At 38.6% G+C, this 14,534-nt stretch carries 17 protein-coding genes; 10 read left to right on the forward strand and 7 right to left on the reverse strand.

The genetic code is table 11. The features are described from left to right. Positions 1-702, reverse strand: a complete 702-nt coding sequence (locus F959_RS06535; protein WP_004878489.1) for a hypothetical protein — start codon at positions 700-702, stop codon at positions 1-3. After that, a complete protein-coding gene (locus F959_RS06540; protein ID WP_004878490.1) occupies positions 702-2,042 on the reverse strand; it encodes a deoxyguanosinetriphosphate triphosphohydrolase in 1,341 nt (446 codons plus the stop codon). The genes F959_RS06535 and F959_RS06540 overlap by 1 nt, the downstream gene beginning before the upstream one ends. 210 nt (positions 2,043-2,252) lie before the next feature. Between F959_RS06540 and F959_RS06545 the strand changes: the two genes are divergently transcribed. The 4 genes from F959_RS06545 to F959_RS06560 all read left to right on the forward strand — a co-directional run bounded on the left by F959_RS06545 (position 2,253) and on the right by F959_RS06560 (position 8,004). Continuing rightward, positions 2,253-2,765 (forward strand): hotdog fold domain-containing protein, encoded by a 513-nt coding sequence (locus F959_RS06545; protein ID WP_004878491.1) that lies wholly within the window; start codon positions 2,253-2,255, stop codon positions 2,763-2,765. Positions 2,766-3,003: 238 nt separating this feature from the next. Next, a complete protein-coding gene (purL, locus tag F959_RS06550; protein ID WP_004878492.1) occupies positions 3,004-6,834 on the forward strand; it encodes a phosphoribosylformylglycinamidine synthase in 3,831 nt (1,276 codons plus the stop codon). Between the two features lie 180 nt (positions 6,835-7,014). Further along, entirely contained in the window at positions 7,015-7,488 is a 474-nt protein-coding gene (locus F959_RS06555; RefSeq protein ID WP_004878493.1) for a CC0125/CC1285 family lipoprotein, read from the forward strand. Positions 7,489-7,593: 105 nt separating this feature from the next. Next, positions 7,594-8,004: an NUDIX hydrolase gene (locus tag F959_RS06560; protein ID WP_004878494.1), complete on the forward strand. Its 411-nt coding sequence runs from the start codon at positions 7,594-7,596 to the stop codon at positions 8,002-8,004. A gap of 4 nt (positions 8,005-8,008) precedes the next feature. Here F959_RS06560 and F959_RS06565 read toward each other — a convergent pair whose 3' ends face one another. After that, positions 8,009-8,602, reverse strand: coding sequence for a DUF3885 domain-containing protein (locus tag F959_RS06565; protein WP_004878495.1), 594 nt, complete (start codon positions 8,600-8,602; stop codon positions 8,009-8,011). Positions 8,603-8,748: 146 nt separating this feature from the next. Here F959_RS06565 and F959_RS16960 point away from each other — a divergent pair, with 146 nt between their 5' ends. Then, entirely contained in the window at positions 8,749-8,874 is a 126-nt protein-coding gene (locus F959_RS16960) for a KGW motif small protein (protein ID WP_004878496.1), read from the forward strand. 67 nt (positions 8,875-8,941) lie between these two features. Continuing rightward, entirely contained in the window at positions 8,942-9,256 is a 315-nt protein-coding gene (locus F959_RS06570; RefSeq protein ID WP_004878497.1) for a YqfO family protein, read from the forward strand. Here the strand turns inward: F959_RS06570 and F959_RS06575 are convergent, their stop codons facing one another. Both F959_RS06575 and F959_RS06580 read right to left on the reverse strand, forming a co-directional pair. Continuing rightward, the gene (locus tag F959_RS06575; RefSeq protein WP_004878498.1) at positions 9,257-10,018 is read right to left on the reverse strand and encodes a nitroreductase family protein; all 762 of its coding nucleotides are present in this window, start codon (positions 10,016-10,018) and stop codon (positions 9,257-9,259) included. Positions 10,019-10,128: 110 nt separating this feature from the next. After that, positions 10,129-10,929 (reverse strand): enoyl-CoA hydratase-related protein, encoded by an 801-nt coding sequence (locus F959_RS06580; protein WP_004878499.1) that lies wholly within the window; start codon positions 10,927-10,929, stop codon positions 10,129-10,131. Between the two features lie 109 nt (positions 10,930-11,038). Here F959_RS06580 and F959_RS06585 point away from each other — a divergent pair, with 109 nt between their 5' ends. After that, the gene (locus tag F959_RS06585; protein ID WP_004878500.1) at positions 11,039-11,605 is read left to right on the forward strand and encodes a nicotinate-nicotinamide nucleotide adenylyltransferase; all 567 of its coding nucleotides are present in this window, start codon (positions 11,039-11,041) and stop codon (positions 11,603-11,605) included. 5 nt (positions 11,606-11,610) lie between these two features. Here F959_RS06585 and F959_RS06590 read toward each other — a convergent pair whose 3' ends face one another. Further along, the gene (locus F959_RS06590) at positions 11,611-12,519 is read right to left on the reverse strand and encodes a LysR family transcriptional regulator (RefSeq protein ID WP_004878501.1); all 909 of its coding nucleotides are present in this window, start codon (positions 12,517-12,519) and stop codon (positions 11,611-11,613) included. Between the two features lie 97 nt (positions 12,520-12,616). Between F959_RS06590 and gstA the strand changes: the two genes are divergently transcribed. Genes gstA through F959_RS06605 form a run of 3 tightly spaced genes read left to right on the forward strand, consistent with a single transcriptional unit; the run spans position 12,617 to position 13,858 of the window. Further along, positions 12,617-13,219, forward strand: coding sequence for a glutathione transferase GstA (gstA, locus tag F959_RS06595; RefSeq protein WP_004878502.1), 603 nt, complete (start codon positions 12,617-12,619; stop codon positions 13,217-13,219). 26 nt (positions 13,220-13,245) lie between these two features. Further along, positions 13,246-13,473, forward strand: coding sequence for a 2-hydroxymuconate tautomerase family protein (locus tag F959_RS06600; RefSeq protein WP_004878503.1), 228 nt, complete (start codon positions 13,246-13,248; stop codon positions 13,471-13,473). Between the two features lie 4 nt (positions 13,474-13,477). After that, the gene (locus F959_RS06605) at positions 13,478-13,858 is read left to right on the forward strand and encodes a nuclear transport factor 2 family protein (RefSeq protein WP_004878504.1); all 381 of its coding nucleotides are present in this window, start codon (positions 13,478-13,480) and stop codon (positions 13,856-13,858) included. On the opposite strand, the gene F959_RS06610 is transcribed toward F959_RS06605, so the two are convergent. Next, positions 13,855-14,418 (reverse strand): CAP domain-containing protein, encoded by a 564-nt coding sequence (locus F959_RS06610; protein WP_004878505.1) that lies wholly within the window; start codon positions 14,416-14,418, stop codon positions 13,855-13,857. The two genes, F959_RS06605 and F959_RS06610, sit on opposite strands and share 4 nt — an antisense overlap. Between the last annotated feature and the right edge of the window lie 116 nt (positions 14,419-14,534).

Below are 14,534 nucleotides of genomic sequence, written 5' to 3' on the forward strand. Positions count from 1 at the left end.
TCACTTATTTGTTAATGGTTGAATAGTAGATGCCATTTGTTCTAAACGCAAAATGGCTTTTAGAATTTCTTTTCGATTTCGACTAGATTTTACCCAAGCAGGTAGGCGTGAGAAATAACTGCGATTGTAGTTAGGAAGTTTACGTTCTCTTAGCCCAGCTTGTATAAAACTTTTTAATATTCCTAAATGTGTTGGGTTATAAGCACAGATTTGACCCTGCCGAACAGCAATATTTAAAAATAATGAATATGAATAATAGGGATCAAAGCCAACTTTAGAATAACTGACCTTCCTTAAAATATAGACAGAGTCATCAAACTTATTTTCTCGTAGGCAAAAATTACAACTTACAGTTATTTGTCTTGGAATAAGTGATTTACGAGCATATTGCTGAAGGTATTTGTATTTTCCTTGCTTGCATATTGTACATTTTGTATTGATTTCGACTTCACATGCACCACTCCATTCAGTCATATTTTGATTCAAATTAAAGTGATAACTCATGTAGTCATAACTTTGGATACGAATATGCTGTAACGCTTTGCGATAGGTACACTGAGTACAAAAGACTTTTACAGTTTCTGATTCTCGATCTCTTGTTTCGATAATTTTTGCAAGCTTCTGACAAGATGGGCAATGTACCCAGATTTCAGGTTTGAGAAGAGATAGGCTATAAACTCCTTGATCAACAAATCTATTCATTAGAAGAATCCAACTTTATTGCCTTGTAGCTCTTGTGCCAAACTATACGCTTGATGGTCAGAAAACTTACTAATAATATCTAAGACTTGCATAATATTATTATAATGGTTGTTTTGCAGATTTACGCCCGAATGTTGCAAAATTGACATTAATCGCTGTTCTTTAAAGCTTAATGTCTTATGTGGCATCGTTAATGGCACAAAAGCATCTAAAATTGTTTGCAAACTTTGATGAGCAATAATCTCCAAACCAGATTTTTGTGGATGCTCAAAAATTCGATCACGCGCAAGATTCTTTGCTGTTTGAATACCTGCTTCAATATCAGGCGAGCAATATTGTAAAAGGCTGCCTTTAAGCTGACCTGTGATGATCTCATAATGATGCTTTGCAAAAGCAGTTGTGACTTCATCGACTAAGCGTTTCATTACACGCCCACGTAAAGCTGCGATTTTTTGTTGCCATGTGGTATGCGGTAAATGCAGTTCTTCAGGTGTTCCATAATCTGCAATTAGATTAAGAAAAATTGGTTCAACTTCTGCATAATTCAACATATTCAGAATGATGCCATCTTCTAAATCAATCAGTGCATAGCAAATATCATCAGCTGCTTCTAATAGATAGGTGAGTGGATGACGACAATAATGATAGTCACCAAGCTGAATCAAACCGAGTTGTTCCGCAAGCTGTTTTAAGATTTCTTTTTCAGATTGGTAACATCCAAACTTTGCACGTTGATGGGATGGCGTATCACCTTGTTCATCAATCGTTTTTGAAAGCCATGGATATTTTAAATAAGCGCCAAGTGTCGCACAAGTCAGTCGCATCCCACCATCATCGGGGTGATAGTCAATTCGACTGAGTAAACGAAGACCTTGTGCATTGCCTTCAAACTGACGCACGTCGGCTTCTTCTTCTGGCGTAAGTTTTGTTAAAAAATCTCGATGTGACGCATCATCAAACCATTCACGGATGGCATATTCGCCAGCGTGACCAAAGGGAGGATTGCCAATATCATGTGCTAAGCAAGCCGCTTGGATAATCGCGCCAACATCAGCAGGTGAAATCCACATTGGTAATTCATCTTTGATTTTTTCGGCTGCGAGCATACCCAATGAGCGTCCAATACAAGAGACTTCAAGCGAATGGGTAAGGCGAGTATGAATACCATCATGCTGTGTAAGCGGGTGAACCTGTGTTTTTCTATTCAGTTGTCGAAAGCTTTGGGAAAAAATAATTCTGTCATAATCTTTATGGAAAGGGCTTCGAGCCAATTCTGTACTGCTTTTTTTACTACCTAAACGAATTGCAGAAAGCAACTCTAACCAACGCATTTGTTCCATTTATCATTATTCAAACTAAGTTCAATGCATCATGCCAAAAAAAAGATTAAAGCACTAGAGTAGGGCGACATAAGTTGTCTTAATAAGGTAAATAGTGGAGTTTAAAGGTTTTGACTTATCTCTTCTGACAATTACAGCTGGATATGCAGCGATATAGCTATTCAGATCGATGTGTTAATTTGTGGTTTACTGAATATATTTAGACCTAAGATGAAAAATTCAATTGACTACCTTAGCCATAAATTAAAAAAGCATACGAAAGTTCAACCAAATACTGTATTGATTGCCTATCAGGTATTACGAAAAATCCCAGGTGGTTTAACTGTACTTTCGAAAACTATTAGTCGAGTTGCGCCTTACTTTCGCACAGTTAACCCCGTAATTACAAAGCTAGAAGTCGGTTTTTGTGAAGCCTCGATGTCTAAAAGTCGCAGTGTAGAAAATCATATTGGAACGGTGCATGTGATTGCGATTTGTAATGGTTTGGAGTTTGTGATGGGTGTTGCTATGGAGGCATCTATTCCCTCGCATCTCAGGTGGTTACCAAAAGGAATGCAGGTGGATTATGTGGCTAAAGCCAATTCGGATATTCAATTGACAGCAAAGATTAATGACGATTGGAGAGTGGGTGATATGCAAGTGGAAGTAGTCGCTAAAAGGGAGGATGGGCAGTCCGTTGTACAAGGTTATATAACAATTTGGGTTACTGAAAAGAAATCGTAAAACAGAAGGGAAAAGCCCTCAAATTTGAAATACAGCTTATTCAGATCAAGTAAATGAATTGTTACGAATAAAGTAAAACAGATAAAGCTAATAGAAATTAGACCATTTGGGGTAGAAAACTCTGATTTTTAAGATGGATATGGCTAGCTGAAATGAGGCTTTCACAGTAGAATATGCGCTCTCTCATAAGTCACATTGTGGTAGGTTCGTCAGACCCGCCCGTGGAGCCAAAGTCAACATGTTTATCGTGGCCGGTGCAGCAGCACATTCTTCTTTTAAGAAAACTCAACTCTTAAACCGTTTAGCGTCAATGAGTTCTGTTCAATCTTTTGACAGCCAGTGGGTTTATTTGTTTGATCAAGCGCTCAACGAGCAGCAACATCAATCGGCATTACAACTTTTAAACGATGGTCAATCTTTCGAACTTCGCCAAGCTGCAAGTGATGAAATCCAGATTTTAGTCACCCCGCGTGTAGGAACAATTTCTCCGTGGTCGTCTAAAGCAACGGATATTTTCCAAAACTGTAATACGCCAATTCACCGTTTAGAGCGTGGTCTGTTATTTACACTGAAAGGTGTGAAAGAGATTTCGAATGAAGTGAAATTGGCATTACATGACCGTATGACAGAGAGTGTTTTTGCTCAAATCGAAGATGCAAAAGCTTTGTTCTCAGAAACAGCGCCGAAGCCATTAAACTCAATTGATATCTTGGGTCAAGGTAAAGAAGCGTTAGTTAAAGCCAACAATGAGTTTGGTTTTGCTTTATCTGAGCAAGAAATTGATTACTTAACTGAAGCATTTACCAAGCTGGGTCGTAATCCAAATGACATCGAGTTGATGATGTTTGCACAAGCAAACTCTGAACACTGTCGTCATAAAATCTTTGGTTCAGAATGGACAATTGATGGTGAAAAACAACCATTGTCATTGTTCCAAATGATTAAAAATACGTATAAAGAGTCTCCAACAGATGTATTGTCAGCATATAAAGACAATGCGTCTGTGATCGTGGGTTATGACACGATGCGTTTTTATCCGAAAGCGGATGAAAATGGTCACTTTGTTTATAAATATAAGAGCCAAGCTGCTCACATTTTAATGAAGGTTGAAACACATAACCACCCAACAGCAATTGCTCCATTTGCTGGTGCTGCAACAGGTTCGGGCGGTGAAATCCGTGATGAAGGTGCAACGGGTCGTGGTGGTAAACCAAAAGCAGGTTTAACGGGCTTTACTGTTTCGAACTTAAATATTCCTGGTTTTGAACAACCTTGGGAAGAAAACTACGGCAAACCTTCACGTATGGCTTCGCCATTACAAATCATGATTGAAGGTCCATTGGGTGGCGCTGCGTTTAACAACGAATTTGGTCGTCCAGCATTAAATGGTTACTTCCGTACTTTCGAACAAAATGTAAATGGTGAAGTCAAAGGCTTCCATAAGCCAATCATGATTGCTGGTGGTTACGGGAACATTCGTCCTGACCATGTAGAAAAAGATGCGATCCAACCAGGTGACTTGCTTATTGTATTGGGCGGCCCTGCAATGTTGATCGGTCTTGGCGGTGGCGCAGCATCTTCTGTAGACAGCGGTACGATGGGCGAGAGCTTGGACTTTGCTTCAGTACAACGTGAAAACCCAGAAATGGAACGTCGTTGCCAAGAAGTGATCGACACGTGCTGGCGTTTAGAAGACTTCAACCCAATCGTATCTGTACATGATGTAGGTGCGGGTGGTCTATCCAATGCCATGCCTGAACTTGTGAATGATCATGAATTAGGTGCAGTTCTTAACCTTCGTAAGATTCCATCGTTAGAACCGGGTATGAGTCCGATGGAAATCTGGTCAAACGAAGCACAAGAACGTTATGTGTTAGCGATTCGTCCAGAATCTTTAGAACAGTTTGAAGAAATTTGTGCGCGTGAACGTTGTCCATTTGCCGTGTTAGGTGAAGCGACAGAAGCACGTCATTTAACAGTTGAAGACCCATTGTTTGAAAACAATGCAGTCGATATCCCAATGCAAGTCATGTTGGGCGGTACGCCACGTATGCAACGTTCATATGAAACGATTGAGCGTACAGGTAATGACTTTGACGTAGCAAAAGTTGATTTGAAAGATGCGATTTTCCGCGTATTGAAGAATCCAACCGTGGCTTCTAAATCATTCTTGATCACCATTGGTGACCGTTCGATTACGGGAATGGTTGCGCGTGATCAAATGGTTGGTCGTTGGCAGGTGCCTGTTGCTGATGCAGCAGTAACCACCACAAGTTTGCAAGGCTTCACGGGTGAAGCAATGGCAATGGGCGAACGTCCACCAGTAGCTTTATTGAATCCTGCCGCTTCTGCACGTTTAGCGGTTGCTGAAGCAATTACTAACATTGCCTGTGCCAACATCGAGCAAATCAGTGATATCAAACTTTCTGCAAACTGGATGGCTGCTGCTGGTCAAAAAGGTGAAGACCAAGCCTTGTTTGAAGGTGTGAAAGCGATTGGTATGGAAATGTGTCCTGCATTAGGCATCGCAATTCCAGTCGGTAAAGACTCACTTTCAATGCGTACAACTTGGAATGATGGCGAAGACAAAGCCGTGACCTCACCAATGACAGGTGTGATCACTGCATTTGCACCTGTTTTAGATGTACGTAAAACCTTAACGCCTGAATTGAAAAACTTGGAAGACTCTGTACTTGTACGTATTGATTTGTCAAAAGGGCAGTTCCGTTTAGGTGGTTCAATCCTTGCACAAGTGTATAAAGCGATTGGTTCGGTGACACCTGATGTCGATAGTTTTGATGACTTCAGAGCATTCTTTGCCTTGATTCAAGACTGGAACAATCGTGGCATGATCAAGGCTTACCATGACATCGGTGATGGTGGTTTATTGGCGACTGTTGCTGAAATGATGTTTGCTTCACGCTTAGGTGTTGCATTAGAAAATCAAACAACTGAAAGCTTGTTTGCTGAAGAAATTGGTGCCGTACTGCAAATTACTGCTGCTGATTGGGCGCAGTTAGAAGTTGAAGTTGCAGCATCAAGCCTGAAAGATGCAATTGCTGTTGTTGGTCGTGTAAATACCACGGATCAATTGGTTGTAAATGGTTTAACTTTGGAGCGTGCTGAATTACAACAAGCTTGGGCTGAAGTATCGCATCAAATCCAACGTTTACGTGACAATGCTGAAACAGCGGATCAAGAGTTTGCTTTGATTGCAGATAAAAACCATAAAGGTTTAATTGCACAAGCAACTTATGACTTGAATGAGCCAGTTGAAGCACCGTTTATTAATACACGTCGTCCAAACATGGCAATCTTGCGCGAGCAGGGTGTTAATGGTCATGTGGAAATGGCGGCTGCATTTGACAAAGTGGGCTTCAATACCATCGACGTACACATGAGTGACTTGCTTGCAGGTCGTGTCAGCTTGAGCGACTTTGAAGGTTTAGTCGCTTGTGGTGGCTTCTCATACGGTGACGTAATGGGTGCTGGCGGTGGTTGGGCGAAATCTGTATTGTTCAATGCAAAATTGCGTGATCAGTTCGAACAATTCTTCCATCGTGAAAATACATTCAGCTTAGGCGTATGTAATGGCTGTCAAATGATGTCTCAACTTGCACCACTGATTCCAGGTGCAGAGCATTGGGGACGTTTCCATCGTAACATGTCAGAAGTTTTTGAAGCGCGTGCAGTGAACGTTCGCGTAGAAAAATCAGTTTCTGTATTGCTTGAAGATATGCAAGGTTCGATTTTACCAATCGCGGTTGCGCATGGTGAAGGTCGTTTGGTTGCAACTGAACAGCAAATTGCTGCTTTAAATGCAGAGAATCAAGTGATCTTGCGTTATGTGGATAGCTTGGGTAATCCAACTCAGCACTATCCATTGAACCCGAATGGTTCACCTGAGGCGATTACAGGTCAAACTTCTAAAGATGGTCGTGCAACAGTGATGATGCCGCATCCAGAGCGTAACTTTCGTGCCTTACAACATTCATGGAAGCCTGAAGATTGGGCTGAAGATGGTGCATGGTTACGTATGTTCCGCAACGCACGTAAATTTATTGGTTAATTAAACAACCGATGATTGAAAATGCCACTTTTTTAGTGGCATTTTTTTTGGCAAGTTGTCGATTTTGCAGAAGAATAAACTATATAAGTGTATTAAATTTAAATTATTGATAATAAAAGTTATTTTATTTAAATTGGTTTTGTTGTGGTATTCTTCTGTACGTGAGAGGGGAACCACACTATGAAAAAAATATTAATATTATCTGTACTATTAACTGGATGTTCAACGACCTATCAACCACATTCATTGATTGGGCAAAATGGCTTTGCTGAAACTGAATTATCTCAGAATCATTATAAAGTAACGTTTAAAGGCAATGAGAAGACTTCACAAAAACAAGCCAATGATTTTGCAATGTTACGAGCTTCTGAGTTGATGATTGCGAAAGGTTGTTTGAATTTTAAAGTGCTTAATTCTTCAAACGAAATGATCAGCAGTGTGGTATTTCCACAAACAAATGCGATTAACCCTTTTTCAAGTGCAATCGAAAATCGTATTCATGGTAATACAAATACTTTTGGACAATATCACGAGCCAAAATCTACTGTAGAAGTGAGTTGTTCTGCTGCAAGTGGCAATCAGCAAAGTGAGATATATGTCTCAGCTGCGATCAATCAAGAGATTAAGAAAAAGTATGACATTGTTGGGCAATAGATCAGCACTAAACTATCTAAAAATTTAAACTTTGATTTGTTTGAATCATCTATGTAACCAATTTAATCTAATCAGTTAAATTGGCTTATTTTGTTGATATGAATTATGAAAAAAATTGTTCCTATTGTTTTAAGACGTCAGAAACAACAGTTGGATATATTGGTTTTTAAACATCCACTTGCAGGTATTCAACTTGTTAAAGGGACAATTGAAAGAGATGAACATCATCAAAATGCAGCTATTCGTGAATTATTTGAGGAATCGGGACTGATCGCTGAGCCGAATCCAAAGTTTATTGGAAACTTTCAAATTAAATTTAACCAGCAAAATTGGTATTTCTATTTATGTAAGGTAAGCGCAGATTTAGCTGAAACTTGGACACATCATTGTCAGGATGGTGGCGGTTTAGATTTTGAGTTTTTTTGGTTTCCTTTATATCAACAGCCAACTGATAATTGGCATGTAATGTTTCAAGAGGCCCTAGGTTTTATTAAGGAACAACAAGATTTATTCTAATATCCTATAGTCCATCTTCTCTTGGTGAAAGCCAATCTTTATATTTATCCCTTAAAGCTTGCCTTTTTTTATCGTCAAAGATAATAAAATCAATACCACCATCATAGGGAGCAACAATGATATTTTGTTCAAAAGAAATCATAAAAGCCCTTACTTCATCGTCAGCGATTTTTTTCAATAAGTCATTATGTTCATTAGCTTGCCAAGTTACTTTTACAGAGCATGGTCTAAAGTAGTGATCTTCATTTTCTCCATCATAATATTCAGGATTAGCTTGGGTTAAGTTGATTTTCTGCTCTAAATGAAATTTGTAGGGGAGTATAAAGGCTGGATCATAAGCTTTAATGTTTCTGCCAAATGTAAAGTAATGACCCGAAACGATGAATATAGAAGCATCATTTCCCAAGCAGTCTGTAATGATGTCATTATGTCGATTTAGTAGTAATTCATATTCGGCAGGCGTATCTGCATACCTTTTTGATTCGGGCAGGCTATGGATTCTAAACCAAGACTGTTGAAAGTATTGAACTAGATAATGAGAAATTGGGAGTTTGTTGGGATAGAACTGATCCCATTGAGATTGAAATGAGTTGCTCATATTTTGAAATCGAAGAATTTAGTAATATATTATGAATATAACTTGGCATAACTGATTTAAGAAGTATGGCTTCAGATCAATTTTGCTTTTAAAAACTGGTTCAATTTTTGCTTTCTCAATAATGATTATAAAACTCGGAGAACAATATGATGAAACATGAGAATCATATAAGGACAGCGTATACCAAAGATAAAGGCTGGTTCTGGTTTAGCTTAACAGTCATAATCCAAGTGATGTTTATCGTGGTAAGTTACCTTGTGATGAATATTTAACTTTGATTTTTCGTCATTTTTGAGCTTATGATTGGATGATCATATAAAGATTAACATCATTAAAACTATGCTTAAGCTTATTTATTACGTACCTGAATCACATTTAGAGTCAACTAAACTTACTATTTTTGAAGCGGGTGCAGGTGGTATTGGCAATTATGAACACTGTGCTTGGCAAGTGAAAGGAATAGGGCAATTTAAGCCTATTAAAGGTGCAAAGCCTTTTCTTGGGCAATTAGATGAACTCGAACAACTAGAAGAATGGCGGGTTGAAACCATTGTCCCAAAAGATAAAGCCAGTACTGTCGCCAAGGCATTAAAGGCAAGCCATCCTTATGAAGAGCCTGCCTTTGAATTTATCCAAATATTAGATATTGAATAATTATACTTTTTGAATGAATAAATCACGATCAAAACGATATTGTGGGAAGAATACGCCATCTTTAGCACGTTCACCCGCACCAATCACCATCACAGGGTATTGTTGATCATTCAATTTTAAAATTTTACGAACCAAAGGCTCATCAAAACCTTCCATCATACAGCTATCAAAACCATAAGCACGTAGAGCCAATACCAAATTTTCACAAGCGAGCGCAGTAGTTTTAGTTGCCCATAGTTTCGCATCAGCAGCATTAAAAGCTGTAACAGGAAGCTGTTTATCCAGTGTCCTCACAACTTTGAAAGCCACTTTTTTGAAGTTACCTAGGGCATTGAAATAGCCTGTCTTATAATTATATGGAATAAAACGATAATATTTTTGAACAGCAGGTGGCGCTTCAGGAAAAGGGAACTCGCTGATATTACGTTTTGCCATTTCATCCAGACGATCTGTACGAGCAACACAGACAATCAATTCAGAGGCAGTTTTCGCAGCAAGTTGGTTTAGACACGCTTTAACAAGTTGCTTTTTCTTACTCGGGTTTTGAACGACATAAAATGTCCAAGGTTGTAAGTTGGATGAGTTTGGTGCAAGTAGCGCCAAATCTAAACATTCATCTAAAACTTCATTTGGAATCGGTTTATCTGTAAATTTACGCACAGAGCGTCTGCTTTCAACAACCTTGCGGAAGTTGGCAATATCGATGTCTTGTGGGGCAGGTTCATAATAACGCTTTTTTTCAGTTTGATTTTGATCTGACATGAGTTTGATATTTTCCTAAAACTTTTATATTCATATTGGGACGTTCAATAAAAAAACCACCTCGATTTTGCAATGAAGTGGTTTCGTTTTATTAATGAGTTATTGTCTCATTAATTGAACTGAGAAAAGTCAGGTTTACGTTTTTGCATAAATGCTTGCACAGCTTCCATCATTTCAGGTGAGCGAACACGTTGCATAAAGATTTCTGCTTCGTCATCTACACAAGCGATGATTTCAACCAAGTCTTTTTTCATGAGTGCTTTGCTTTGTTTTAATGATGCTAAAGGTAATGCCGCTAGATGTTGTGCAGTTTGTTGAGCAGTTGCATAAACGTCTTCAACTACGTCATTGACAAGATTTGCCTTAACCGCTGTTGCAGCATCAAATTTTTTCGCTGTGAATAGTAATTCGGCCGCTTTTTGATAACCAGCTTGCTTCACTAATAAACGGCTTGCTGCGCCTTCAGGAGAAAGACCAAGACTGACAAATGGAATTTGGAATAGGGCAGTATTGTCTGCAAAGACGATATCAGCATGTAATAAAATCGTTACTCCAATACCAATTGCAACACCTTTCACTGCAATAATGAGAGGTTTAGAGAAACGAGCTGCTGCTTTTAATAGGACAAATGGAGGTTGATCACCTGCTTTGCCTTCGTATGGTTTTTGCATGAAGCCCATAAAGTCTTTCATGTCATTACCCGCGGTAAAGTCTTGTTCTGCACCACGGAAAATTACGACACGAACTTCTTTGTTTGCATCAGCTTCATCTAATGCTTGGGCGATCCAAAGATACAATTCGCCGTAAAGCGCATTCTTTGCTTCTGAACGGTTAATGGCTAAGGTGAGTACGCCATCTTCTAAATTTGCTTGCAAATGTTGATGAGGTTGTTGAATACAGCTAAGTGTCATCGTACTATCCTTGCTTTAATCCAGATTGATTTTTTAAGTGCCCTCATTATGTCGCATATTTACTGAATATAGTGCAACTGATGAGTTCACAAAAAGTGAAATTAAGCCTATGTACACATTTGACTATCTTGTTTTTATTGGACGCTTTCAGCCATTTCATTTGGCACATCTGCAAACCATTGAAATTGCGCTACAACAAAGTCAATCTGTGATTTTAGCTCTCGGTTCAGCACAGCCCGAGAGAAATATTAAGAATCCATTTTTAGCGATAGAACGTGAGCAAATGATTCTTTCCAACTTTTCTGAGCATGATCAAAAAAGGATTATTTTTGTGCATGTTATTGATGTTTATAATGATCAAAAGTGGGTGAAGCAAGTTAAAGATTTGGTTAATAGCGTTATTCAGCCCGATGCAAAAGTAGGTTTGATTGGTCATTTTAAAGATGAATCATCTTATTACCTGAGTCTATTCCCTGAATGGGAAATGGTGGAGTTGGATAGCTTAAAAGGTGCAATCTCGGCGACACCGATGCGAGAGGCGTATTATCGTGGTGATATTCAAAAGGAATATTTTCCTCAAGGAACGATTAAATTCCTGAGTGAATTTAAAAAGACGAATGTCTATGCGGAATTGCAACGAAAATATTTTGCTGAAGATAAAAGCAATTTAACTTAATCATTTTACGGCTTTAACGCTTCGATTAGGAAATCAATGAAAACACGGATATGAAAAGACTCGTGTTTTTTTGATGGATAAAGCAAAGAAAATGGGCGAGATGCGCCAGAAAAATCAGTTAATACTTCTATTAGCGCACCACTTTCGAGTTCTTTTTCCACTATAAATCGATAAGTTTGTAATAGGCCTGCATTGTGCTTAGCTAATGTCACCGTGCCTAAAATATCATCTAAACAACGAAGTTTAGCGTTGGTCATATATTCGATGGTCTGATGGTTGATGTTGAAAAGCCACGGTACATTTTTACCCGTGCTTGGTAGCACAAACTGAATGCATTGATGATGTTGTAAATCTTCAAGCTGTTGTGGTGTACCGAATCGTTTTAAATATGTTGGTGATGCAACCACGATAAGCTCTGCTTGTTCTAGCTTACGTGCAATCAAATTTGAATCGGCAAATTGTCTACCGCGAATCGCCAAGTCAAAACCTTCTGCAATGAAATCTACATTCTTATTGGTCAGTTGAATATCAATTTCAATCGATGGGTATTGCTGTGTAAATTTTGCCAATAAGGGCAAGATTCGATAATGCCCATAAGGTGTTGGCACACTGATGCGAATCAGTCCTGTAGGTTGTTGATTTTGGATTTTGAGATGCTGTTCTGCTTCTAAAATTTGATTTAGTGCTTGTTTACATTCCTCAAAATAGGTTTTTCCTTGTGTGGTCAATCGGACTTGACGTGTAGTTCGAATAAAAAGTGGCGTGGTTAAACGTTTTTCTAATCGGGAGATTGAACGACTCACGGCCGCGGGGCTAACGCCGGCATGTAATGCGGCTTTGGAAAAACTTTCATATTCAGCAACTAAGCAAAAAAGTTCGACACTGCTGAACATCATTCTTTTGAGTTGTGTCATTGATTACACCATGTAAAAAATGATTTGATTTGTATGCTATTTAAGCACATTAATGTAAATAATAAGATGGCTTTATCTCAAATGATGGAGTGATTTTATGAAACTTTTCTATTCACCAAATGCATGTTCTTTAGCGCCTCATATTGTTTTAAGAGAAATTGGTATCCCTTTTGAATTGGTCAAAGTCGACTTACAGCAACACCTGACTACATCCGGCGAAGATTTTTATGAGTTAAATTCTAAAGGGCAAGTTCCACTCTTACAGCTTGATGATGGTCAGTTGTTAACTGAAGGGGCGATCATTAGTCAATTTTTGGTTGATCAAGCAAAGCGTGATGATTTACTACCAAAAATCAATACATTGCCACGCTATCAAGTCTTGGCATGGATGAACTTTATTGCCTCTGAAATTCATAAAGCGTATTCACCATTTTTCCATGAATCTTATGGTGAGCAGACAAAAGCAGTATTTACTGAAATTCTAAACCAACATTATGCATGGATCGATCAACAACTCACTGGGCGGCTTTATCTAACAGGAAATTACTTGAGCATTGCAGATATTTATCTATTTGTGGTGACAAGATGGGCTGGATTTATTGGTTTAGAGCTTACGCATTTGAAGTATTTAACCAGTTTTATGCAGCGTGTTGCTAACCGAAAAACTGTTCAAGATGCAATCATGGCGGAAACTGAATAATAAAAAATCATCACAAGGGAAATGAAATGCCTTATATTTTAATTCAAATCACTAAAGAAAATGTTTCACAACAGCAAAAGCAGCAGTTGATTCAAGAAGCAACAGAGTTGGTTGTTCGTGTACTCGATAAAGATCCTGCCACTACCTTTGTCCTGATCGATGAGGTTGATACAGATAATTGGGGGGTTGCAGGGGAGTCTGTTACGACCTTACGGCAGAAACAAGCAAAAAGTACAGTTCATCAAGTTGAGTAAGAATATGAGTCAGCAAGCAATAGTTGAAATCCATTCACAACTACAAAAATATTTTGATGCTTTGTATTTTTGTGATGTGAGCAAGTTGAATGATGTGTTTCACCCTGACGCGATTTATATCAATGCCACGGATAAACCCATTTTAAAGTTGGATATGCAAACCTATTTTGCAATGGTATCACAGCGCATTTCACCTGCATCTAAACATGAAGCAAGGCAGGATAAAATTATGTCAATTCATTTACTCAATGATCAGCTGGCAGTCGCACATGTAGAGTGTGCGATTTCACCTAAATATTTTTATGATGCGCTAACCTTCGTTTTTGATCATGGTGAATGGAAAATTATGGCGAAAGTTTTTCAATATCAATTACAGACTGACTAAAGAACACCAAACTGTTGAGTCCAGTAAGCCTTTTGTTTTGCAGATCGGTCGGATGTGCAAGCAAGTGCATAATCCGTGAATTTAGGATGCATCAGATTTGCACAATGCACTGGACTCGCAAGCCATGTTGCCATGACTTCATTTAAGTTTTTCTGACCGCGCGCAACATTTTCACCACCGCCACGACCTTTGAAGTGGTAAAGTTTTAATCTCGCCTTCAAGTCTAAGCCCGCAGTGCTGATATGACCGAGAAAATTGTATTTTGCCATGTCTTCTGACTGAGCAAATGCACTGTTGTATAAATGACTATTCCAAACTAGAGGCGCTACAGCTGGATAGAGTTTTTGGCCGCAGTGACGTGGATGTTGTCGTATTTCGTTAATCGCATTTAAAATTGATTGTTGATAAGCTGGGTTTCGTAAATCTTGGCAACTAATTTCTATCGCAGATTTTGAGATTTGATCCACACTAGGAGAGACTGGTGTTGAGCTATCTGGTGCATTTGCACTACATGCGGAGATAAAAAAAGTAAAAATAAGAAGAAGTTTGAGCTTGTCCATGGCGATGTCTTAAATGTAATTTTTTTAGTTTTTTTATCATACGTGAAGAATAAAGCGCTGATCAATTTACTTCAGTAAAAAAGCGAGTTTAAAACTCGCCTTTAGTACTTAAATAT

This window comes from Acinetobacter venetianus RAG-1 = CIP 110063, assembly GCF_000368585.1.
Classification (GTDB): Bacteria; Pseudomonadota; Gammaproteobacteria; order Pseudomonadales; family Moraxellaceae; genus Acinetobacter; species Acinetobacter venetianus.